The 393-nt window shown below is 61.6% G+C and carries 2 pseudogenes; both read right to left on the reverse strand.

What is annotated here, in order from left to right:
• Positions 1-222, reverse strand: a pseudogene (locus AB1462_RS32385) (hypothetical protein); the annotation flags it as partial.
• A gap of 13 nt (positions 223-235) precedes the next feature.
• Positions 236-393 (reverse strand): annotated as a pseudogene (locus AB1462_RS32390) (transketolase); the annotation flags it as partial.

Consider the following 393-nt stretch of genomic DNA (forward strand, 5'->3'; position numbering starts at 1 on the left):
ATGCAAATCCGTGTATTTCGCGAGGTCGGCAGTGAGGCCGACGATGCGGTCGTTCTTCTTGGCCTCCGCCACCAACGCATGACCGAACGGCGCGGAAACTGTCTCATAGCCTTCCGCGGCCAGCGAGGCGATCATCGCCGAGGTGCGTCCGCCTTCGCCCGGTTTTGGCGGCGTGCGCGGTTCCCACTTGCGGTGCGGATCGTAATTGCGCTTGACGCTCATCTCTGTTCCTCCCTCATTCTGGCCGGTTTGCGTCGAGCACGGCGAGTGCCTTCTGCCATTCATCGGCCTCAACCCGCACGAAATGCGTGATCTCGCGCTCTTCAAGGAAGGGCACGCCCTTGCACATGACTGTGTCGCAGATAATGACGCGCGGCTTGGGTTCGGCGAGAT

The sequence above is a fragment of the Pseudomonas sp. SB113 genome, from assembly GCF_040754745.1.
Taxonomy (GTDB): Bacteria; Pseudomonadota; Gammaproteobacteria; order Pseudomonadales; family Pseudomonadaceae; genus Aquipseudomonas; species Aquipseudomonas grimontii.